Origin of the sequence: Streptomyces lincolnensis, from assembly GCF_001685355.1 — a bacterium.
Taxonomy (GTDB): domain Bacteria; phylum Actinomycetota; class Actinomycetes; order Streptomycetales; family Streptomycetaceae; genus Streptomyces; species Streptomyces lincolnensis.
In genome coordinates, this window is the sequence record NZ_CP016438.1 from 5,645,166 (window position 1) to 5,665,876 (window position 20,711).

Here is a 20,711-nt window from a genome sequence, read left to right on the forward strand (position 1 = left end):
GGGCGGACTCCCCGGAAGAAACGGTGATCATCGGATGCATGCCGTCCACGATCGGGGCGTACGGCACCCGGCGGGCTCGGCCGGACGGCCGGTTGTGAGGGTCGGACATCGGCCATTCGGCCGAGTCCGCGGGGAATCGCCTCTTCCGTATTCTGCCGAGCGTGTACACCGAGACTTCGCCGCTCCGCCGGGCGCTGATCGCCGCCGGCTGGATCCTCCTCGGCCTGCTGGGGCTGCTGGACGTGTTCGCCGGCCGGGATCCCGACTACCGCTGGACGAGCTGGCTGCCGATCGTGTCCGGGCCGCTTGCCTGCACGGCGCTGTTGTGGCCCGGCCGTGGGCCCACGACGCAGGTACGTGCCGTACTCGTCGCCGGCGGCTCGCTGGCCCTCACTATCGGGATCGGCACAGTCGCGGGCCCGGACGGTGCCGGTACCTGGGGGCTGCTGGAGAGCGTCGCTCTGCTGGTGCTGCTTTCCCGTGCGGTGTGGGTGGTGCCGCGCCCGAGAACCGCGGCAGCCGTGTCGGCCGCACTGGCCGTGGCGGCCATCGCGATCCCGCTGCGCTGGCTGCCGAAGGACATCCAGACCGACAGCCAGACCGCCATCAACTGGTGCCTGCTGATGACGCTGGGCGCCGGCACAGCTCTCGCCTGGGGCCTGCGCGCACGGCTGCTGGAGGAGCAACGGGCCCGCGACATCGCCGCCGTACGCCAGCGCCAGCGCCTGGAACTCGCCCACGACCTGCACGACTTCGTCGCCCACCACGTCACCGGCATCATCGTCCAGGCCAACGCCGCGCTGGCACTCCAGCACACCGCACCGGAACAGGTCGGACCGCTGCTGGAGAACATCACCCGGTCCGGATCGGAGACGCTGGACTCGATGCGCCGCCTGGTGCGGGTCCTGCGCGAGGACGACCACGAGGGCGTGCGGCCCGGCGAGGTCTGGGCGGAACTCGCCCATCTGGTCTCGGCATTCTCCGAAGACGAAGCCGACGTCCGGCTGCACGTCGCCGCGGGTGCCCGCGAGGCGCGTCTCGCCCCCGAGGTGGAGACCTCCGTGCACCGAGTCGTGCAGGAGGCCCTGACCAACGTGCGCCGCCACGCGCACGGCGCCGTAGTGGCCGTACGGGTCGACATGGACGGGCCCCGGCTGCGGGTAGAGGTGCACAACACGGCACCGGCCGCACGCCACCCCGGCCCGGTCGGCGGACGTGGCGGCTTCGGACTGGTCGGCCTGCGCGAACGCGTAGAAGCGGTGGAGGGCGTGCTGACCGCCGCCCCCACCGACGACGGCGGCTGGCGGGTGACCGCCGACTTCCCGATGCTGGCCGCCATGGCAGGATCACCGGCGTGAACGACACGGCGATCCGCGTACTGATCGCGGACGACCAGGAAATGGTCCGCATGGGCTTCCGGCTGATCCTCGGCGCCCAGCCCGGCATCGAGGTGGTCGGCGAGGCCGCCGACGGCGCCGCCTGCGTGGAACTCGCCCGCCGACTGCGGCCCGACGTGTGCCTGGTCGACATCCGGATGCCGAAACTGGACGGCCTGGACGTCACCCGCGCGCTGGCCGGACCCGGAGTCCACAACCCGATGCGGGTCGTCGTGATCACCACGTTCGACCAGGACGACTACGTGCACACGGCGCTGCGCAACGGGGCGTGCGGCTTCCTGCTCAAGGACGCCCCGCCCAGCCTGCTGATCGAGGCGGTACGGGCCGCCTCCCGCGGCGACGCGCTGGTCTCCCCCGCCGTCACCGTCCGGCTGCTGAGGGAGCTGTCCGCCACACGGCCCGCCCCGGACGCCGGAAGCCCGCTCACCGACCGCGAACTCGACGTGGCCCGACTGGTCGCGGTGGGCCGCACCAACCAGGAGATCTGCGACCAACTCGTGGTGTCACTGTCCACGGTCAAGACCCACCTGGCCAACATCCAGCAGAAGATCGACGCCCGTAACCGGGTCGAGATCGCCGCCTGGGCCTGGGAGTCCGGCACGGTGCGGGGACGATAGGACCGGCTGCACAGCCGCTGCGGCCGGACCGGGAGTTCGACGTCGCGGAAAGGGCAGGCGGCTTCACCCTGGAGGCCGGTCGGTAGTCCGAGCACGGCTTCCGTCTCGCCGCCCGGACGATCGCGGAAGGTCAGGCGGGCACCCAGGAGGCGTGTCTGGCCGAAAGGACGGCGGCTCGGAAGTCTGGTTCAGCGCGAACGGCTCATGACTGGTGCGGCGAGCCTCACCACGGCAGGCCGTCCGGAATCGGGGCTGGCGGGACGACGGCAGGGGGCCAGTCACCGGGCGGACTCCGGTGCAACTGCCGGTTGTTCGGCCTCGGGACCAGACAGGCCGACACGCGACTGCCCGGGCCGCTGTGCTCTGTCCATGCGGGCCAGGGTGAGCGCGGCACTCATGGCCAGAACGACGAGGGCGGCGCCCGAGAGGAGGAAGGCGTCCTGGACTCCGGTGAGTGCGATGGTGGTCGAGGCCACGAAGGGGGAAACGGCCAGGGCCCCTGCCACTCCGGCCTCCCACAGGCCCAACGCCTTCGCCAGGTGGTGGCTCGGTATGCGCTGCTGCACCAGCGCGATCAGCGGGATGTCCGTAAGGGCCGAGGCCAGCCCGGTGGCGATCAGGAGCACTGCGGCCCCGGTGGTGGAGGTGACGATTCCCAGCGGCGCACGGAAGATTCCGAGCAGGGCCCAGGCCAGCACCGCCGCCAAGGCGAGCCTGCGCATCCGCAGGCCGGCCAGCAGGAGCGCCCCCGCCACCTCGGCGACCCCGGCGACGCCCAGCAACAGGCCGTAGCGGCCGCCCTGCCCGACGACCGCGACCAGCCCCACCGTCAGGAAGCCACTGGTCAGAGCGAGGGCGAGCACGAAGGTCACGATGACCACCAGCACGTCGGGAGCGGCCCGAACGGCCCTGAGCCCGGCGGCGAGATCGGCCCACAGCCCCACCTGCCCTGCGGCCAGGACGGGACGGGTCACGCGGATGGCGGCCACGGCGCCCGCCGAGCCCAGGAAGGTCAGTCCGTTGACCACCAGCGCCGCCCGCATGGAGCCGTAGGCCAGCAGCGGCGCGAGCATGAGCGGGCCGACGAAGAAGGCGGCCCGGAAGGCGACTTGCAGCAGCCCGTTGGCCTGTTGCAGACGGTCGGCCGGGACGATCTGCGTGACGATGGCGTTGCGGGCCGGGGCGAACGGGGCGCCGATCAGGGCCAGCAGCGCCGTTGTCACCACGAGCAGGGGCAGGTTCAGCAGACCGAGGGACAGCAACACCGCGGCCACCGCCACCACGGCGACCCGGGCCAGATCGGTGGCGATCATCAGCTTGCGGCGGTCGTAACGGTCGGCGTACGAGGCGGACACGAACGTGGCCAGGAACGCGGGCGCGAACGCGGCCACGCTGACCACGGCGACGGCCGTCGGGTCCTTCGTCAGCGACCAGGCCAGCCAGGCGGTCGCGGCGGTGTACAGGCCGTCGCCGAAGCGTGAGACGGCCTGGCCGACGAAGAGAAGCAGGAAATCGCGGTCCCTGAGCAGTGACATGCTGCCACTGTCGGATCCCCTCGCGCATCTGATCCACTTATTAGGCAGATGGCTAATCATTGGGGTCAGTGGCGTGCAGAAAGCTCTCCAGGCTGGGAGCCAGACCCGCCACCTGCCCGGGCAGGAGCCGGTACAGGACGTAGTAGCCCTCACGGCGGCGTTCGAGCAGGCCCGCGTCCGCCAGGACCCGCAGGTGCTTGGACAGGGCGGCCTCGCTGACGCCGACGAGCGGGGCCAACTCCTGGGTGCTGCGCGGGCGTTCGGCGATCAGCCGGAGGGCACGCAGCCGGGTGTCGTCGGCGAGCGCGCGCAGCATGCCGACGAGCTGTGCGGGAGGAATCCTGGGACGGGCCTCCCGGGCGATCGACGAGACGGGAAAGACGAGCCCGAGGGGCCAGGGGCCGTCGCAGTTGACCCGTACGTGCGGCCACACATAAGCGCTGGGGGCGAGCAGCAGGGTGTCGTCCGGGCCGATGGCGACCTCGTGGTCGTGGGGGCGCTCCAGCCAGAAGCGTTCGGCCTGCCGGTCGCTGCGCACCTCCGGCCACAGGCCGCGGAGCATGCCGTACAGTCCGCGCTGTTCGATCTGGTGCCCGGCCTCGCTCACCCCGGCGGCCAGTTCCGGTTCGATCCGGGCCCATTCCTCCTCGAACGCCTCCCGCCAATAACGCTCCAGCAGGCTCAGGAACCTTTCGAGGAGTGCGCGGGGGTCATCGAGGAGCATCGCGGCCATCGCTTCATCGCTTTCCCGCGCGAGACGCTCCCGCAGCAGGGCGCGTACCTCCGGTTCCCGCAGCACGTGGGGATCCCTGCCCTCGCCGCCGCCCGGCCACGGCGAAAGCAGCGGGACGGCGAACTCCAGCCGGACCAGCTCCGGGTCCGCCGTGCGCAGGCCTGCCAGCTCGCTGCCGAAGTCCGCGAGCCCTCCGGTCGGCCGCGGAAAGAGGAACTCGGGAAAGTACGAGCGCACCGCGTAGGAGAACGCCTCGATCTCCCGCTTCAGCGCCGGCGACAGCTTGCGCATCGCGCGTACCCAGCCGTGCTGGACGGGGTGGTGCTTGGGCTCCACCAGCACATGAAGGCTCAGTACGGCTTCCATCGCCGGCGAGTAGGCGAACCCCACCCGCTCCGCACCACCGGCGGGCACCCGGAACACGATCGTCATGACTCGCCATCCTCGCCGTCCGGCGTCTGCGGAGGGAGCGTGCTGCGCGAGACGGTGGTCGGCGATGGTGACTGACGATGACCTGCGCGTCGTTCTCACCGTGGGCCCACCCCGAGGTGGTGAGCGTGTCCCGCCTGCGGGCTGCGCAATGCGAGCAACTGGCCGGGCGGCCTTGGGCGCGACACCACCGCTGACCAGCCCAGCAGTGGCAAGCCGCGTCGCCCGATGGCTCCGGGGCCGTGCCGGCCGAGACTCACTCGCCGTGACCTGGGGCTTTTGCTTTTGATGGAAGCGGATGCGGATGTGGCGACCGTGCCGGGCGCGTTGCCGTCAGGGCTCAAGTCGCCCCGTCCGTACCCCCGTCCCCGTAGTCCTCGACCAGGGTGGCGATGAGGGCGAGGAGGGCTTCCGCTCGGGGGCGGTCGTCGGGCTGGGTGTGGAGGGCGTGGGCGGTTGAGCGGAGGCGGGACAGGGCGGTCGGGTCGCCGTCCTCCACGTCGAAGACTCCCGGCTGGGTGACGAGGTCCAGGCAGTCGCCGAGCAGCCGGCGGGTGGCGGGGGACGGTGGGTCGGGGGAGGGGTCGGCGTACGTGGCGGTCAGGTAGCGCGCGGGGTCGGTGAGGCTCCAGCCGACGACGGTGCCGTGCTGGACGAGGAGCGCCACGTCGGGGGCGATGCCGACGCGGGCCTCCAGCGGCTCGTCGAGGACGTCGAGGTCGCGCAGGCAGGTGAGCACGGCGTCCCCGGGAGCGCGGCACAGCACCGTGCACATCTCGTGCCGGAACTGCTTGACCTCCTCCGCGCGGAGCCCGCCCGGGCGCACTTCGGGCATGACGGGAACGCGGGCCGAGTCCTCGGCGGAGGCGGACACTTCCGGAATCCGGAACTCGGCCCCGACCAGCCGTCGGTCGTCCGGGGCGAAGCGGAAGACGTCGGGGAGGTCCCACAGCAGGTCCTGGCTGCCGAACGTGTCCGCGAGGAACTTCTCCCGTTCCACCCGGTCCGCGTAGGGGGAGACGATCAGGAACGTACCGAGGAGACGGGGGACGAGGTCGAGCGGCTCGTCCGTCACCGTCGCGGACCAGCCGCCGTCGAACTTCAGTTTCGTCGTCATCACTGCCTCATCTGATCTGTACCGCCGGAGGCTGGAAGCGGCCGTCCTTGGCGGGAATCCTGCCGTTCACGATGTCCTCGTGCGTCACCGGGGCGCCGGGGTCCGTGGGCTTCCCGCCGAGCGCCGTGGCCCCGGACTCGCCCTTGACGCCCGAGGGACCGTACGCCGTGATGGCCTGGCCCTGGGTGGTGCCGGGGCCGTCGATCACCACGATGTCGTCGCCCTGCCGGAAGGTGAACGTCCCGGCCGTGCCCGTCGAGTGGTACACGGCGTCCGGGTTCTTGAGGATCTCGACGACCCGTTCGTCGCTGAAGTCGTGCCGGGTGTCCCCGTGGTAGTCGTGGCGCTTCCTGAACTCGCCGTCCTGTGCTCTGTCGACGATGTCGTCCACGACCTTGTTGATCCGCTTCTGGGCCCGCTCCTCCTTCGTGTACTTGGGCATCAGACCCAGCGGGTCGCACGCGCTGAGCGGGTTGTCCACGTAGGTGTCGGGGTTCGGCGCGGGTGCGAGGCCGAGGGGGTCGGGGGAGGTGTAGCGGCCGGTCTCCGGGTCGTAGTGCCGGAAGTAGTTGTAGTGGAGGCCGGTCTCGGGGTCGTAGTACTGGCCGGGGAAGCGGAGGGGGATGTAGGCGCTGCTGTCACGGGACCAGGCCGTGGTGCCCCAGAGCGTGCTCCGGGTGCGCCAGGCGATGGCGCCCGTCTCGTCGATGAGCTCGGTCGGCGTGCCGATGAGGTCCGTGGCGATGGCGAAGAAGCGGCGGTCGATCTCCTCCTGGCGGTCGTCGGCCGTGAGGATGCGCTCGGTCTGGGCCAGGGGCACGTCGGACCGGTGGTCCCAGGTGAGGGCGACCGTGCTCGGGGCGTCCACCTGGTGGCTGGTCTGTTCGCACAGGGTCAGGCCGTCCCAGGTGAACCGGACCTCCTCCACCACGCTCTCGCCGTCCGCCGACAGGCGCTGCTTCGCGGTGCGGCGGCCGAGCGGGTCGTAGCGGTACCTCCACCGGGCCCCGTCGGGGGTGGTCACGGAGGTGAGGCGGTTCTCCGTGTCCCACGTGTAGCGCCAGGTGTCCGGCTTGCGGGAGAGGCGGGTCTTCTGCCGCAGGGTGACCCGGCCGAGGGCGTCGTACTCGAAGCGGACGTCTCCGGCGCGGGTGAGGGCGGTGCCGGTGTAGGTGCGGGCTCCGGTGGCCTCGTGGCCGGGGTGGCCGGACGGCCAGGACGCCGAGGTCTGGTTGCCGGCGTCGTCGTAGGCGTACCGCTCCGTCCAGCCCCGGGCATGGACGGCGGTGACCCGGCCCGCCCGGTCGAGATCGAAGGTGCGGGTGCCCGACAGCCGGTCCGCGACGGAGGTCAGGTGACCGTCGGCGCGGTAGGAGTAGGCGCGGCTGTTGATGTCGCGCCCCGGGGCGGCGATGTGCTGCGTGGCCAGTCGTCCGGCCTCGTCCCACGCGGACGACATGGTGATCGAGTCGCCGAGTTCGGGCTCTCGCGGTCCAGCGGCCCGCACAGGACCGGCGAAGACCCGGCTGAGCTCCCGGCCCGCCGTGTCGTGGGTGAAGTCGATCCGGTGATCGCCGCTGGTCAGGCGCTGGGGCAGGCCGTCGGCGCCGTACGCGTAGGAGGTGACGTGGCCGGTGGGCGTGGTGCGGCGGGTGCGGCGGCCCAGGACGTCGTAGGCGTACAGGATCGGGCGGCCGTCGACCAGTTCGGTCTTGGTGAGTCCGCGGCGGTCGTACTGGTAGCGCAGCTCGCTGTCCGGTCCGACCGCTTCCAGCAGGCGTCCGGCCCGGTCGTAGCCGTAGGTCGTGACGCGGCCGTCGACGTCCTTGCGGATCACCTGGTCGAGCGGGTCGCGCTCGAAGGAGATCGTCCCGCCGAGGGCGTCGCGACGGGCGGTGAGCCGGCCCGCGGCGTCCACCTCGTAGCTGAGCGTGCGGCCCGCGAAGTCGGTCTCGGAGACGATGCTGCCGGCCGCGTCGTACGCGTAGGTCCAGGTCTGGCCCAGCGCGTTGCGGACCCGGGTGAGGCGCAGCTCGGCGTCGTGGTCGAACTCGAACCGCGCGCCGTCGGGGCCTGTGGAGGCCAGGGGCAGGTCGAAGTGGGTGTACTCGAAGCGGGAGACGCCACCGGCGGCGTCGGTGCGGGTGAGCAGGTTGCCCTCGCCGTCGTACGTCCACGATTCGGTGGCGCCGTCGGGCCGGGTGCGCCGGGCGAGCTGCCCGTCGGCGTGCCACTGGTAGCGGGTGACGGCACCGGCCGGATCGATGACGCGGACCGGCCTGCCGAGGGCGTCCCGCTCCGTGCGGGTGACGGCGCCGGCCGGGTCGGTCACCGCCACGGTCAGGCCCGACGCGTCGCACACCACGCGGGAGGTGGCCCCGAGGGCGTCGGTGACCGAGGTGAGCCGGCCGGCGTGGTCGTAGGTGTAGCGGGTGGTGGAGCCGGCCCGGTCGGTGACCGCCGTGCGGTTTCCGCGGTCGTCGAACTCGTGGACCATACGGGTGCCGTCCGGCCCGACGACCTCCACCGGCAGGCCGAACGGTCCGCGCACGGTGCGCAGTTCGCTGCCGTCGGGGCGGGTGGCGGAGACGACCCGGCCGTCCTCGTCGTAGGAGAAGACGGTGGTGAGGCCCAGGGGGTCGGTGCGGGTCCGGAGGTTGCCGCGACGGTCGTAGGTGAACCGGGTGGTGTGGCCGAGCGGGTCGGTGACGGCCAGGAGCCGGCAGCCGGGGCCGAACAGGTGGCGGGTCGCGTGCCCGTCGGCGGTGGTGAGGGTGGTGGTGCGGTGCCCTGTCTCGGCGTCGGGTTCGGTGTAGGCCAGGGTGAGCTGGACGTGGCCGGCCTCGCCGCCCTCGGCGACGACGCGGTCGCGGTCGTCGTAGACGTAGTCGTAGCGGTGTCCGTTGGAGTCGATCCAGGCGGTGACGCGGTGGCGGTCGTCGTAGACGAAGGTGGTGGTGGCGCCGGAGGGCTTGGTGACGGCGGTGAGATCGCCGTCCTGGTAGCCGTAGCTCATCAGGGGCAGGTCCGCGCCGCCTTCGCCCGCGCCGGCCAGGGACAGGGCGGTGACCAGGCCGTCGGCGGTGGACAGCTTCACCCGGTGGCCCGCCGAGTGGACCAGGGCCAGCGGCAGGCCGTCCTCGGTGCGGTCGACGGTGATGGTGTGGCCGTTGCGTTCGGTGATGCCGGTCAGCCAGGCGTCGCCGTCGCCCCCCGGTTCGCTGCCGGGCGGGGCGGCGAAGTGGAAGGTCAGGCCGCTGTCGGGGTCGGTGACCGTGTAGTCGCCGTCGGCGTCGCGGGCCAGCAGGGTGCGGGCCCGGCCCGAGTCCGGCGTGGTGGGCGCGCCGGGGACCGGGTGCGGGTAGGAGACCAGGAGCCCCTCGGCGGTGACGTGGAGGACGCCGATGGCGTCGATCGTCAGACGTTCGTCGACGGTGGACGTCCAGGAGGGCCCCAGGAAGCGGCCGATCGCCAGGCCGGACTCGGTGCGCCGGGTGAAGACCAGCGGCAGGATGCCGGGGAGGTCGACGTCGGTCTGGGGCAGGTACATCCGGCCCGTGGCGAGGTCCACCGGGTCGCCGCCGGCGGTGCGGTCGCCGTCCGGGGTGTTGTGGGTGCCGTCGGGGGCGTCGTCGACCAGATTGCGCAGCCGGGCGGCGTCGGCGGCCTCCTCGGCGACCCGCACGCCCTTCACCGCGGCGCCGCCGCCCCCGGTGGCGAGGGTCAGCGCGAGGTCGGGAATCAGCCGGCCGATGCCCTCGGCCGGGTCCTTCATGAAGGTGTCGAGCATCTGCTTGCCGGTGCCGACCGGGTCGTTGGCGGCGACCACCAGGCCCGCGGCCAGGCTGTTGAGCGAGGTGGCGTACTCGGCCGGGTGCGTCAGGTTGTACGGGTCCGTCGGGTTGACGCTGCGGACGAAGTTGAGGATGCCCGCGGTGCCCTTGATGATGCCGCCGCCGACGTGGTCGCCCATGATCTGGAACTCCTGGACCCCGTCGTTCAACTGCTCGGCGTACGACGGTTTCTCCGGGGCCATGTCGCGGGCGGCGCGGACCGCGGTGCGCGCGGTCTCCGCCGCCGTGTTCCGCTGTTTGCGGGCCTCGGCGAGGATGTCCTGCGCGTCCTGCATCAGCTTCTTGCCGGGGTCGTCGAACGTCGCCGCGGGCTTGGGAGGGAGCGAGGCGGGGTCGCGTTTGTCGGCGGGCTGGGCGTTGTAGCGGTCGACGGCGCCGTTGTAGTCGTCGACCTTCTTGCGGTGGGCGTCGGCGGCGTCCTCGGAGGCCTTGACGCCCTCCTTCCACTTGTCGATCGCCGTCTGTGCCTGTCCCTGCGCCCAGGTGACGGTGGAGGCGAACGCCTCAAGCGCGCCGATCGCCTTCGCGCAGGCGTCGGCGGCGGCGTACCACTTGGGCGGCTGGGTGCCCACCGCGGTGCGCAGCGCCTCGGCCGCCTCGCCCTTGAGCCGGGAGGAGTCCAGGCCCTTGAGCCCGTCGCCGGTGTCGTCGAAGGCCGACTGGAAGGCCAGGAGCTTCGCGACGGTCGCGTCGATCTTGCCGGCGCTGCCGTGGATCAGCTTGGTCTTGTCCTCGGTCTGCCCGAGGTCCATCTCGTCGACCTCGGCGCCCATGCGGTTGGCGAGCGAACGGGACTGCTCGCGGACCCAGTCGGCGCCGGACTCCCAGCCGACGTCGTTCAGCCGGTCGGCGGTCCAGTTCCCGGCGTCCTCGACCCGGTTGCCGGCCCACTCGACGCCGTCCTCGACCGCGTTCTCGACCGAGTCGGGCGTGATGTCACTGATGAAGTCGCCGATGCCCATGGTCAGTTCCCCCCGGACTCGTCCTGTTGGGCGCGCTCCTCGGGCGAGGGGCCGAAGGTGTCGTCCAGCGCCTGGTTCCACTGGTCGTCGGAGACACCGAGCGTGTCCTTGAGGACCTCCGAGCGCTGCCCGCCCTGGCCCTCGGTGAGGACCGTGCGGCCGGTGTCCTTCCAGGTCTGCTCGATGTCCTGGCCGTCCTGCTCGAACGACTCGGCGCTGTAGTCCGGGTTCAGGGCGTCCGGTGTGAACACGTCGCCCCAGTCCTGCTGGGTGATCTCCTCCTCGGTGGCGTGCGGGTTGCCGCCCATCACGGAGTTGACGCCCACCTTCAGCGCGCCCTCGACGTACTGGTCGTGCTCCCACTGGGTGCCCGCCGCCAGACCGAGGCGGTTCGCGATCGCGCTGGCGTCCCTCACCAGGGCGCGCACTCCCCACTCCCAGCGCTCGCAGAAGTCCTCGAAGTCGACCGAGAGGCCGTGGTGCCCGGCCTCCATCCCGGTCATCGACAGCTCCGAGAAACCCTTGCCCATGACCGAGCCGGTGGCACCGCCGAGATCACCGAGCGCGTCGATGGTCGCGCCCACGCCCTGGGTGAACTTCGCGACCGCCGCCCGGTCGAACTGCACGTCAGCCCCGTCACCGCCCATGGCCGCGCCCCTTCCCGGTCTCGTCGGAGTCGGAGTCGACGTCGGCGTCGGCGTCGACGGCGGAGCCGTCCGGGACGACACCGACGACCGGCGGGAAGAACATCGACCCGTCCTCGGTGGCGATGTCGACGGCGAGTCCGGCGGGCTCGTCCAGGGACGGCACGACCTCGTCGACGATGCGTGCGCCCAGCAGTGCCGCGTAGTCCATCGGCCGGTCGCCGGGCGCGTGGTGCAGGGCGAACCGGGCCAGCGCGGTCTCGTCGGTGAATCCGCAGATCCACCGCACCCCGCCCGATCTCGCCGACCACAGGCCGCCACCGGCCGTCGGCACCAGGAGGACCGAGCGCCGCATCTCGCCGATCAGCGCGCGAGGGTCACCGGCTCCCCTTCTCTGCTCGGCGATTCGCTCGGCGAGCGCTGTCCTTGTGTCCTCCACGGCTTCTCCCCGTCGTAGGTGACTGGTGGCACCGTAGATCAGGACGTGGCGGATGACAGGGGTGGTTCTTGTGAAATTCCCCTCGCGGCCGACCGGTCCCGGGGCGTGGGAGCGTACTTAAGACGTCCTTATCGTGAACGGCTAGCATCACTGACTCAGTGACCGGCCGTGTGATGCGTGATGGGTGCGGGGTGAGGACGTTGGGCGCGCCGAGGATCGCCGTCGCCGTGGTGACCATGGGGAACCGGCCCGCCGAGGTCGACGCCCTGCTGCGGTCCGTGGCCAAGCAGGACCTCCCGCCCACCCGCATCGTGATCGTCGGCAACGGTTCCCCGCTGCCCGAGTTCGCCGAACGGCTCTCGCTGCCCGGCGAGGTCACGCCGGTCGAACTCGACGAGAACCTCGGCTGCCCCGGCGGGCGGAACGTGGCCCTGGCCCGGCTGAGGGAGTTCGGGGACGTCGACATCGTCGTGGAACTCGACGACGACGGACTGCTGGTCGACGCCGACGTGCTGCGGCACGTGGGGGACCTGTTCGCCGCCGACCCGCGCCTCGGCATCGTCGGCTTCCGCATCGCCGACGAGCACGGGGAGACACAGCAGCGGCACGTGCCCCGCGTCGGCTCCTGCGACCCGCTGCGGGGCGGATACGTCACCGGGTTCCTCGGCGGCGGGCACGCCTTCCGTACGGCGATGCTCGACGAGGTCGGGGACTGGCCGGCCGAGTTCTTCTTCGCCCACGAGGAGACCGACCTGGCCTGGCGGGCCGTCGACCGGGGCTGGCGGATCCTGTACGCGCCCGAACTGCTGCTCCAGCACCCCAAGACCTCGCCCGCCCGGCACGCCATCTACTACCGGGTCAACGCCCGCAACCGGGTCTGGCTGGTCCGCCGCCGCCTCCCGCTCGCGCTGATCCCGGTGCACCTGGGTGTCTGGACGCTGCTCACGCTGCTGCGGGTGCGCTCGGCGGCCGGACTGCGCGCCTGGTTCGGGGGGTTCGTGGAAGGCGTACGGCAGTCCGCGGGCGAACGGCGGCCCATGCGCTGGGGGACGGTGTGGCGGCTGACCCGGCTGGGGCGACCGCCCGTCATCTGACACCGGTACGGAACGCGGCCGCGGACACGGCACGGGGTGCGGACGGGGGTCCCGGCCGTTCACCTCGTCGACCGGGACCCGCGCACGTCCTCGGATCCGGCCGCGACGGCGACACTCCCCCGAGTTGCGCGTTCTACGCGCGCACCCTCGGGCCAGATCCGATGTAGTGATCACATCAGGCGGCGCCAACGAATCGCTAACATGTGGCCAACAGTTCCCCGTTCAGCTGTCGGCCGCTCGATGTGAGGGTGGCGTGAAATCGCCGGACGGTGGCGGTGAATGCCGGAACAGTAGCGGGTTCCGGCGAAATCCGCCGTAAGGGAGTGTGGCGGGAAACCGCTGTGTGAAGGGCGGAAATCCGCCAAGAGCGGCGGGGTTCCGACGAACTCCCCGGAGCGTGCTCGGGCGCGGTGTGCGGGAAGGCAGTGGGGCGTGAGGGGGTGCGGACTGCGGTACGAACTGCGGTTCGGACTGCTCGGGCCGCCCGTGCTGTACGACGGCCGGGGCGGCGACGAGGGCGAGGGCGGCGGTGGCTCCGGCGCCCGGACCGGTGATGTCGGCGTCCGGGCCGGTGATGTCGGCGTCCGGACCGTGCGGAGCCCCAAGGCGCGCGCCCTGCTGGCCGCGTTGCTGCTCGAAGCCGGCCGTACCGTCTCCGTCGATGCGCTCAAGGACGCGCTGTGGGGTGGCACTCCGCCGGCGTCAGCCCAGGCCTCGCTGCACAACCACGTGACCCGGCTGCGCCGGCTGCTCGACGACTCCGGGCGGCTGCGGGCCGTACCGCCCGGCTATCTGCTGCGCGTCGAGCAGGGCGAGTTGGACGTCCATGTCTTCGAACGGCACATGGCAGCCGCGCGGGGCGCGCACGCCGCGCAGAGCTGGGAGCGGGTGGTGCGCGAGAGCGCGGCGGCGCTCGCGCTGTGGCGCGGCACGCCCCTGAGCGGGCTGCCGTCCGAGGTGGGCGGATACGCCTTCGTGCAGCGCCTCCAGGAGGCACGGCTGCTGCTCATGGAGTGGCGCTACGACGCCGAACTCGCCCTCGGCGGCCCCCGGCTCACCGCCCTCGTACCGGAGGTGGCGGCGCTGGCCGCCGAGCATCCGCTGCGCGAGACCTACCACCGTCAGCTGATGCTCGCCCTGCACCGCACCGGCCGTCAGCCCGAGGCCCTCGCCGTCCACCGCGACCTGCGCACCCGCCTCGTCGAGGAACTCGGCATCGAACCGGGCCCGGCGGTACGCGAGGCGCACGTCGAGGTGCTGCGGGGCGTGGTGCCGGGCGTGGCGGTGGGCCCGGTGGTGGGCTCGGTGGTGGGGGAGACCCTCGGTTCCGGCGTGGCCCCCGAGACGGCGAGCGAGGTACCGGCGTCCGAACCCGGCACGGCGAGCGAGGCACCGACCTCCACCCCGGCGCGCCGGCCGGCCCCCGCACCCTCACCCCACACGGCTCCCGCCACCGCCACCACCCCCGACGCTACGCGCGAAGAGGACCCCCCGCCCTCACCCCCTCAACCACCACCCCGCCCCGCCCAACTCCCCCCACCCCCCGGCCACTTCACCGGCCGCGCGGCCGTACTGAACGACCTGCACCAAGCCCTCACCCCCCGCACGCCCGGCCTCGACCCCACAGCCGCCCCCACCCCCGCCGCACCCCCCTCCGTCGCCGTGATCAGCGGCATGGCCGGCGTCGGCAAGAGCGCGCTCGCGCTGCACGCCGCGCACGGTCTGCGGGAACGTTTTCCCGACGGTCAGCTCTACGTCCATCTGCACGGCGCCACGCCCGGCATGACCCCCCTCACCGCGGCGCAGGCACTCACCGCACTGCTGCGCGACCTCGGCACCGACCCCCGCGGCATCCCCGAACACCCGGACGCGGCCGCCGCGTCGCTGCGCTCGCTGCTCGCACCGACGCGCACGCTGATGGTGCTGGACGACGCCGAGAGCGCCGCACAGGTACGGCCGCTGCTGCCGGCCGGCGCGGGCTGCGCGGTGATCGTCACCAGCCGCTCCCCGCTGACCGCCCTCGACGGCGCCCACCGCTTCCCGCTCGCCCCGCTGTCGCACGAGGAGAGCGCGGCGCTGCTGCGGGCGGCCTCCGGACGCGGCGGCGGAGACGGCCGGGACGGCCAAGACAGCCCGGACGGCCACGACGGCGACGGGATCGACGGGATCGACGCGGCCCACCCCCTCGTCGAGCTCACCGGCCGCCTCCCCCTCGCCCTGCGGGTCGTCGCCGCCCGGCTGGCCGCACGCCACGCCCTCACCCCGGACGTGCTCGCCGACCAACTGGCCGCGACGGAGGGGAGACTGCGGCATCTGGAGTACGACGACCTGTCCGTACGCCGTTCCCTGGCCGTCGCCCACGACGCGCTCGCCGCCTCGGGCCGCCGCACCGACCGCGACGCCGCGCTGATCCTCCGCCGCATCGGCGCCCTCGACCTCCCCACCTACGGTGTCCCCCTCGTCGCCCGCCTCCTCGGCGCCGACGAGGGCCGTGCCGAGGAGGCCCTGGACCGCCTCGTCGACGTGGCCCTGCTGGAGGAGTCGGCGTACGGCCGCTACGCACCGCACGACCTGGTCCGCGACTTCGCCCGCGAACTGGCGGACGCCCAGCATGTCCCCGACATCGCCCGCACCGCCGTGCGCTGGTACACGGCCGTCGCCGAGCGCACCCTCACCGCGATCGTCGAACCCGGCCTCGAACGGGACGACCGCCTGGGACCGACCGCGGCACAGCCGCCCGAGCACGTGGCCCACGTGCTCTCCGTACCGCCGTTCGCCTCCTCCGAGGAGGCCTTCGCGTGGGGCGAGTCGGAGCTGGAGAACATCGTCGCCCTGGTCGAGCGGTACGCGGACGCGCCCGACGAGCGCACGGCCGCCCACCTCTGCACCCTGCTCCGCCTCCTCGTGCCGTACCTCCAGCGCGGCGGCCGCGTCGCCGAGATGGAGGTGCTCGGGGAGGCCGCCCTGGGGCTCGCTCGGCGGCTGGGCGACGAGGCGGCCGAGGCGTACGCGCTGGGCGACCTCGCGGGCCTGCACTTCCTGACCGGCCGGCAGAGCGACGCCCTCGACCTCAACGACCGGGCCCTGGCGATCTGGCGGCGGCTCGGCGCGGTCTCCTGGATCCGCCGGTGCCTCAACAACCGCGGGCTGCTGCTCGAAAGCCTCGGCCGGCACCCCGAGTCGGAGCGGGCACTGCGCCAGAGCCTCGCGTACTCACGGCGGTTGGACGACCGGTACGGCGAGGCCGTGACCCACAGCCACCTCGGCAACCTGTACGAGCACACCGATCCGCGGGCCGCCATCGAGCAGCACCGCCTCTCGCTCGCCATCGGCGACGAGATCGGCAACGTCATCGTGCAGCACTCCGCGCACTGCAACATCGGCTACGCCCATCTCACCCTGGGCGAACCGGCCGAGGCGGCCGGGCACTTCGAGGAGAGCCTGCGCATCCTCGGGCGGCACGGCGACTGGCACGGCGAGTCGCAGACCCGGCTCGGTCTGGTCCGCGCCCTGCGCCTGCTCGGCCGTACCGAACGCGCCGCTCTGGAGTGCGCCGAGCTGCTCGGCCGCGCGGACGCCCGCGCCGACCGCTACACCGGCGCTCTCGCCCGCCACCAGGAGGGACTTCTGCTCCGGGAGCGCGGGCGCCACCGGGAGGCGCGGGAGCAGTGGCGCGCGGCGCTCGACGCGCTGGAGGGCACGGACGACACGGCGGTGCTCCAGGAGCTGCGGGAACTGCTCGGCGATCCGCCCGGCGCCCCTTGAGGCGCCCCGCCCGACAAACAGCCCGGCGATCCGCCCGGCCACGCGCGCTGATCACTTCGCGTCGGCATAGCACTCCACCACCGCCGTCGTGAACGGGAACCGCACCGGTGTCTCGCCGAACGTCAGCCGGCCCGCCAGGTCGGAGGCCTCCCGGATCGCCGCCACGACCGCCTCGGCCTCCTCCTCGGGGCAGTGCACGATCACCTCGTCGTGCTGGAAGAAGACCAGCTCGGCGGCCATCCCGGCACAGGTCTGCCGCAGTGCGGCGAGCAGCAGCAGCGTCCAGTCGGCGGCGCTGCCCTGGACGACGAAGTTGCGGGCGAAGCGGCCCCGGGCGCGGGCGTCGGTGGAGGCGTGGCCGGGCATCCACCGGTCCTCGGAGTCGTCCTCGGCGGTGGGGATGCCGGCCTCCTCCGCCTCGGCCGCCCCGGCCGCCGGTGGGCAGGTGCGACCGAGCCAGGTGCGCACCAGCCGCCCCTCCTCGCCGGCGCGGGCCGCGTCGTCGACGTAGGCCACCGCCTTCGGGAAGCGGCGTCTGAGCGCGGCGAGGTTCTTCAGGCCGTCGCCGGAGGTCTGGCCGTAGACCGCGCCGAGCACGGCGAGCTTGGCCTGGGCGCGGTCGCCGGAGAAGGCGCGGTCGGACACCGACTGGTAGAGGTCGCTCTCGCGGCCGGCCACCTCCATGAGGCCCCGGTCGCGGGAGATCGCCGCCAGCACCCGCGGCTCCATCTGGTCGGCGTCGGCGACCACCAGCCGCCAGCCGGGGTCGGCGACCACGGCCCGCCGGATCACCTTGGGGATCTGGAGGGCGCCCCCGCCGTTGGTGACCCAGCGGCCGGTGACGGTGCCGCCCGCGAGGAACTCGGGCCGGAAACGGCCCTCGCGCACCCAGTCCTGGAGCCAGGACCAGCCGTGGGCGACCCAGATGCGGTACAGCTTCTTGTACTCGACGAGGGGCTTCACGGCCGGGTGGTCGACGGACTCGATCTCCCAGCGCCGCGTTGACTTCACCTTGATCCCGGCCTGCGCGAAAGCCTTGACGACATCGGCGGGCAGGTCGGGCCGGACCCGGCGGCCGAAGGCGGCGGACACCTCGTCGGCGAGTTCGGCCAGCCGCCGGGGCTCGCCGCCGCCCGCGTACCGCTCGCCGAGCAGGTCGTGCAGGACCCGGCGGTGCACCTCCGCGCTCCAGGGCAGGCCGGCGCGGTTCATCTCGGCGGCCACCAGCATCCCCGCCGACTCCGCCGCCGTCAGCAGGCGCATCCGGTCGGGGTGCGCGGTGGCGTCATGGCGGCGCTGCTGCTCGGCGTACACCTCGACGAGGTCGGTGAGCGGCAGATGCGCGGCCTCGGGCTCGAACAGGGGTGACTGCGCGCCCGGTTCGGCGGAGCGCTGCGGTGGGTCCTTGGGGACGGGGCCGCCGCGCAGCCGGGCCAGGGCGGCGGCCGCCGACCGGGGTTCGCCGTAGCGGCCCTCGTGGCCGAGGAGGAGCGTCTCCGCGTCCTCCACGTCGTAGCACCGCTCCACTCGCACCCCCGCGGCGAGCAGGCGCGGATACGTCTCGGGCGTCGACCGCCACACCCAGCGCATGACCTCCGGCAGGCCCCGTACGGCCTCGGCGGCGTCCGCCGCCCGGCGCACGGGCCCGGCGAGCAGCCCGTCGGGGCCGAGGGGGCCGAACTCCACGCCGCCGCCCTCGGCCGGCGCGAGAGCCCACCGGTCGCTCATGGTTGCGAGTGTGGCAGCAGGGTCTGACAACGGCCCCCTGACGAGGCTCAGCTCTCGTCGTCGGACTTCACCCGGATCCTGGCGATCGCCGCCACGATGTTCTCCTCCACCGCGGGCTTGGTGATGCCGAGGCCGGACAGCACGCCCTCGCCGTTCTCGAACTCCAGCAGGGCGAGGAGGAGGTGCTCGGTGCCGATGTAGTTGTGGCCGAGGCGCAGGGCCTCGCGGAAGGTGAGTTCCAGGGCCTTCTTGGCGTCGGAGCCGTAGGGGATGAGGTCCGGGACCTCCTCGGAGGCCGGCGGCAGCGCGGCGGAGGCGGCCTGGCGTACGGCGTCGAGGAGGACGCCCTGCGCGGTGATCGCCTTGGCGGCCAGGCCCTCCGGTTCGGCCAGCAGGCCGAGGACGAGGTGCTCGGGGCGGCCCTCGGGGTTGCGGGCGGCGACGGCCTCGCTGTGGGCGGCCATCACCACGTTGCGGGCGCGCGTGGTGTACCGCTGGAAGCCCTGGCTGGGGTCGAGGTCCGCCGACTCCTTCGGCACGAACCGCTTCTGGACCGCCTGGCGGGTCACCCCCATGCTCTTGCCGATGTCCGTCCAGGAGGCGCCCGAGCGGCGGGCCTGGTCCACGAAGTGGCCGATCAGGTGGTCGGCCACGTCACCGAGGTGGTCCGCGGCGATCACCGCGTCCTGGAGCTGTTCGAGGGGCTCGGCGTGCACCTTCTTGATGGCCGCGATGAGGTCGTCGAGGCGTACGGACGGTGTGAACTCGGGGTTCGTCATGCTGTCAACCTTAGGTTGACAGTGAAAGGGTGTCAACCAAAGGTTGCCTCTACTTGGGCGCCGCCGCCCGTTGGGATTGAGCAGATTGGTGACGGCCCCCTGCCAGAACGCCCGCCGCATCCCCGGTCCCGCCGGCCCCCCCCTCCTCGCCCGGCACCGACCGGTCCCGGAACGCCTTCACGGTGAGATGGAGCAGATAGGCCGCGCCCGCCCAGCGCAGCACGCGGTACAGCGTCGGCAGCGTCAGGAACAGCGCCGACAGACCGAACGCGGCGGCGACCGCGTGCGCCAGCATGGCGCAGGCCACGCCGAACGCGGCCATCACCCCGGCGGCGGGGCCGCCCCGCCCGCCCACCGCCACGATGAACATCATGTCGGGGCCGGGTGTGACGCACAGCGCGAAGGCGGCGACCAGGAACGCCACGTACGGATTCATGTCCACCATGCGGGCCATGCCGGGAGCCGGGACGGAGGCCGGTGACCGGTTTTCGAGGGGTGAGACGATCGCCCCGTGACCAGCACCGTCGACCGCGCCTTCCGGGCCGCCCTCTACGCCGATGACGACAGCGCCCTCGACACCGGCGCCTCCCTGCTCGCCGCCGACCCGGCCTGCGACACCGAACTCGCGCGCCGCGGCCGGGAGTTCGTGGCGACGGTCTGGCGGCGCGGCTGGCAGCCAGCGGACCTCGTCCGGATCGTGCGGCGCGAGCTGGACGACGTACACCTGCGCCTGGTGTCGGAGCTGATCCGCGCACAGGCGTCGGACGACGGGCCGCGCGGCCCCCGCTGGAGGGCCCAGCTGGACGCGCTCACACCCGACACCGCGCCCCGCCCCGACCGCTTCACGTACGCCACCGCGGTCCTGGAGCTGTACCGGCTGCTGCTACGGCTGCCCGCGCTGGAGCCGTTGGAGGAACCCGGCCGGGGCGGGCGGCGGGAGCAGGGCGACACCCGCATGCTCACCCGCATCCGCGCGCTCCTCGCCAAGGCGGAGGCGACCGGCTTCCCGGAGGAGGCCGAGGCGCTCACCGCCAAGGCGCAGGAGCTGATGGCCCGGCACAGTGTCGACGAGGCGGTGCTCGACGCCGGGGCGCCCACGCACGACACCCCCGGCGCCTGCCGTATCGGGGTCGAACCGCCGTATGAACAGGCCAAGGCGGTGCTGTTGGACGCGGTCGCCACCGTCAACCACTGCCGGGCCGTGTGGAACGAGCCACTCGGCTTCTCCACCGTGGTGGGCTTCGAGGCGGACCTGGAGGTGGTCGAGCTCCTGTACACCTCGCTGCTCGTGCAGGCGCAGTCCGCCATGACGAAGGCGGAGGCGGCGCAGCGCGCGGGCGGCCGCAAGCGGACCAAGACCTTCAGGCAGTCCTTCCTCGCGGCCTACGCCCACCGCGTCGGCACCCGGCTGCGCGCCGCCGCCGAGACCCCGGTGAGCGAGGACCTGCTGCCGGTCCTGGCCACCCGCGAGGTCGCGGTGACCGACCGCCTGGACCGCATGTTCCCCGAGACGACCACCACCCGGCTGCGCGGTGTCAGCGACGAGGCCGGCTGGACGCAGGGCGCGGAGGCCGCCGACCGGGCCCAGGTCAGGGCCCGGCGGCCGCTGCGGTGAGGT

Annotated in this window: 13 protein-coding genes and 1 pseudogene; 5 read left to right on the forward strand and 9 right to left on the reverse strand. The window is 72.9% G+C overall.

What is annotated here, in order from left to right; translation table 11 throughout:
* Nucleotides 1–161: 161 nt before the first annotated feature.
* Together SLINC_RS25210 and SLINC_RS25215 are read left to right on the forward strand one after the other, a co-directional pair.
* Complete coding sequence (locus SLINC_RS25210; protein WP_067437398.1) at nucleotides 162–1,358, forward strand: sensor histidine kinase; 1,197 nt, start codon at nucleotides 162–164, stop codon at nucleotides 1,356–1,358.
* Complete coding sequence (locus SLINC_RS25215) at nucleotides 1,355–2,014, forward strand: response regulator (RefSeq protein ID WP_079164720.1); 660 nt, start codon at nucleotides 1,355–1,357, stop codon at nucleotides 2,012–2,014. The genes SLINC_RS25210 and SLINC_RS25215 overlap by 4 nt, the downstream gene beginning before the upstream one ends.
* A gap of 278 nt (nucleotides 2,015–2,292) precedes the next feature.
* Here SLINC_RS25215 and SLINC_RS25220 read toward each other — a convergent pair whose 3' ends face one another.
* From SLINC_RS25220 to SLINC_RS25245, 6 genes are all read right to left on the reverse strand, one after another.
* Nucleotides 2,293–3,549 (reverse strand): MFS transporter, encoded by a 1,257-nt coding sequence (locus tag SLINC_RS25220; protein ID WP_067437400.1) that lies wholly within the window; start codon nucleotides 3,547–3,549, stop codon nucleotides 2,293–2,295.
* Between the two features lie 52 nt (nucleotides 3,550–3,601).
* Nucleotides 3,602–4,714: an ArsR/SmtB family transcription factor gene (locus tag SLINC_RS25225; RefSeq protein ID WP_067437402.1), complete on the reverse strand. Its 1,113-nt coding sequence runs from the start codon at nucleotides 4,712–4,714 to the stop codon at nucleotides 3,602–3,604.
* 337 nt (nucleotides 4,715–5,051) lie between these two features.
* Complete coding sequence (locus SLINC_RS25230; RefSeq protein ID WP_067437404.1) at nucleotides 5,052–5,828, reverse strand: hypothetical protein; 777 nt, start codon at nucleotides 5,826–5,828, stop codon at nucleotides 5,052–5,054.
* A gap of 7 nt (nucleotides 5,829–5,835) precedes the next feature.
* Nucleotides 5,836–10,644, reverse strand: a complete 4,809-nt coding sequence (locus SLINC_RS25235; RefSeq protein ID WP_067437406.1) for a putative T7SS-secreted protein — start codon at nucleotides 10,642–10,644, stop codon at nucleotides 5,836–5,838.
* 2 nt (nucleotides 10,645–10,646) lie between these two features.
* Nucleotides 10,647–11,291, reverse strand: coding sequence for a hypothetical protein (locus SLINC_RS25240; protein ID WP_067437407.1), 645 nt, complete (start codon nucleotides 11,289–11,291; stop codon nucleotides 10,647–10,649).
* Complete coding sequence (locus SLINC_RS25245; RefSeq protein WP_182449181.1) at nucleotides 11,281–11,727, reverse strand: hypothetical protein; 447 nt, start codon at nucleotides 11,725–11,727, stop codon at nucleotides 11,281–11,283. Before SLINC_RS25245 ends, SLINC_RS25240 begins: the two co-directional genes overlap by 11 nt.
* 200 nt (nucleotides 11,728–11,927) lie before the next feature.
* Here SLINC_RS25245 and SLINC_RS25250 point away from each other — a divergent pair, with 200 nt between their 5' ends.
* Both SLINC_RS25250 and SLINC_RS25255 read left to right on the forward strand, forming a co-directional pair.
* Nucleotides 11,928–12,821 carry a glycosyltransferase family 2 protein gene (locus SLINC_RS25250; protein ID WP_107406668.1) on the forward strand — a complete coding sequence of 298 codons (894 nt, stop codon included), beginning with the start codon at nucleotides 11,928–11,930 and terminating at the stop codon, nucleotides 12,819–12,821.
* A gap of 447 nt (nucleotides 12,822–13,268) precedes the next feature.
* Entirely contained in the window at nucleotides 13,269–16,586 is a 3,318-nt protein-coding gene (locus tag SLINC_RS25255) for an AfsR/SARP family transcriptional regulator (RefSeq protein WP_079165159.1), read from the forward strand.
* Between the two features lie 51 nt (nucleotides 16,587–16,637).
* On the opposite strand, the gene SLINC_RS25260 is transcribed toward SLINC_RS25255, so the two are convergent.
* The 3 genes and pseudogenes from SLINC_RS25260 to SLINC_RS25270 all read right to left on the reverse strand — a co-directional run.
* A complete protein-coding gene (locus SLINC_RS25260) occupies nucleotides 16,638–18,314 on the reverse strand; it encodes a bifunctional 3'-5' exonuclease/DNA polymerase (RefSeq protein WP_067437414.1) in 1,677 nt (558 codons plus the stop codon).
* 47 nt (nucleotides 18,315–18,361) lie between these two features.
* Nucleotides 18,362–19,093 (reverse strand): Clp protease N-terminal domain-containing protein, encoded by a 732-nt coding sequence (locus tag SLINC_RS25265; RefSeq protein ID WP_067445697.1) that lies wholly within the window; start codon nucleotides 19,091–19,093, stop codon nucleotides 18,362–18,364.
* Nucleotides 19,094–19,165: 72 nt separating this feature from the next.
* Nucleotides 19,166–19,538 (reverse strand): annotated as a pseudogene (locus SLINC_RS25270) (LysE family translocator); the annotation flags it as partial.
* A gap of 66 nt (nucleotides 19,539–19,604) precedes the next feature.
* Between SLINC_RS25270 and SLINC_RS25275 the strand changes: the two are divergent.
* Nucleotides 19,605–20,708 carry a DUF2786 domain-containing protein gene (locus SLINC_RS25275; protein ID WP_067437416.1) on the forward strand — a complete coding sequence of 368 codons (1,104 nt, stop codon included), beginning with the start codon at nucleotides 19,605–19,607 and terminating at the stop codon, nucleotides 20,706–20,708.
* Nucleotides 20,709–20,711: the final 3 nt, after the last annotated feature.

Coding starts and splice junctions, on each gene's coding strand:
- SLINC_RS25220 (WP_067437400.1), bottom strand. CDS start 3,549: ATGTCACTGCTCAGGGACCGCGATTTCCTGCTTCTCTTCGTCGGCCAG.
- SLINC_RS25225 (WP_067437402.1), bottom strand. CDS start 4,714: ATGACGATCGTGTTCCGGGTGCCCGCCGGTGGTGCGGAGCGGGTGGGG.
- SLINC_RS25230 (WP_067437404.1), bottom strand. CDS start 5,828: ATGACGACGAAACTGAAGTTCGACGGCGGCTGGTCCGCGACGGTGACG.
- SLINC_RS25235 (WP_067437406.1), bottom strand. CDS start 10,644: ATGGGCATCGGCGACTTCATCAGTGACATCACGCCCGACTCGGTCGAG.
- SLINC_RS25240 (WP_067437407.1), bottom strand. CDS start 11,291: ATGGGCGGTGACGGGGCTGACGTGCAGTTCGACCGGGCGGCGGTCGCG.
- SLINC_RS25260 (WP_067437414.1), bottom strand. CDS start 18,314: ATGAGCGACCGGTGGGCTCTCGCGCCGGCCGAGGGCGGCGGCGTGGAG.
- SLINC_RS25265 (WP_067445697.1), bottom strand. CDS start 19,093: ATGACGAACCCCGAGTTCACACCGTCCGTACGCCTCGACGACCTCATC.